General features: G+C 37.7%; 1 protein-coding gene. It reads left to right on the forward strand.

Features of this window, described 5'->3' with window-relative positions:
• Window positions 1–243, forward strand: a 243-nt coding sequence (locus tag H5158_RS22990) for an ATP-binding protein (RefSeq protein ID WP_182740999.1), incomplete at its 5' end; no start/stop codon positions are given.
• Window positions 244–310 lie beyond the last annotated feature (67 nt).

A 310-nucleotide genomic window follows, 5' to 3' on the forward strand; every position in this document is an offset into this window, starting at 1 on the left:
GAACCACTGAGTGCTCAGCAACGAGGTGACTTACTCGAATTAATCGATGCGCGGTATGGGTATAAATCACACATAATTATAAGCCAGCTACCACAGGAAAACTGGCATGAAATGATAGGAGAATCAACCCATGCTGACGCCATTTTAGATAGGCTAATTCATGGTTCAATTAAGTTGAACTTAAAAGGAGAATCGATACGAAAACAGTTAAATAAATTGACTGATGATGATCAGTTAAGCTAATTTAAAAACGGCTCTACAAAATGATAAATCAGGTGATCAAAGCTGATGAGAATCGGTGATCAAAGTC

Origin of the sequence: Pseudoalteromonas sp. SR45-6 (genome assembly GCF_014163545.1) — a bacterium.
Classification (GTDB): domain Bacteria; phylum Pseudomonadota; class Gammaproteobacteria; order Enterobacterales; family Alteromonadaceae; genus Pseudoalteromonas; species Pseudoalteromonas rhizosphaerae.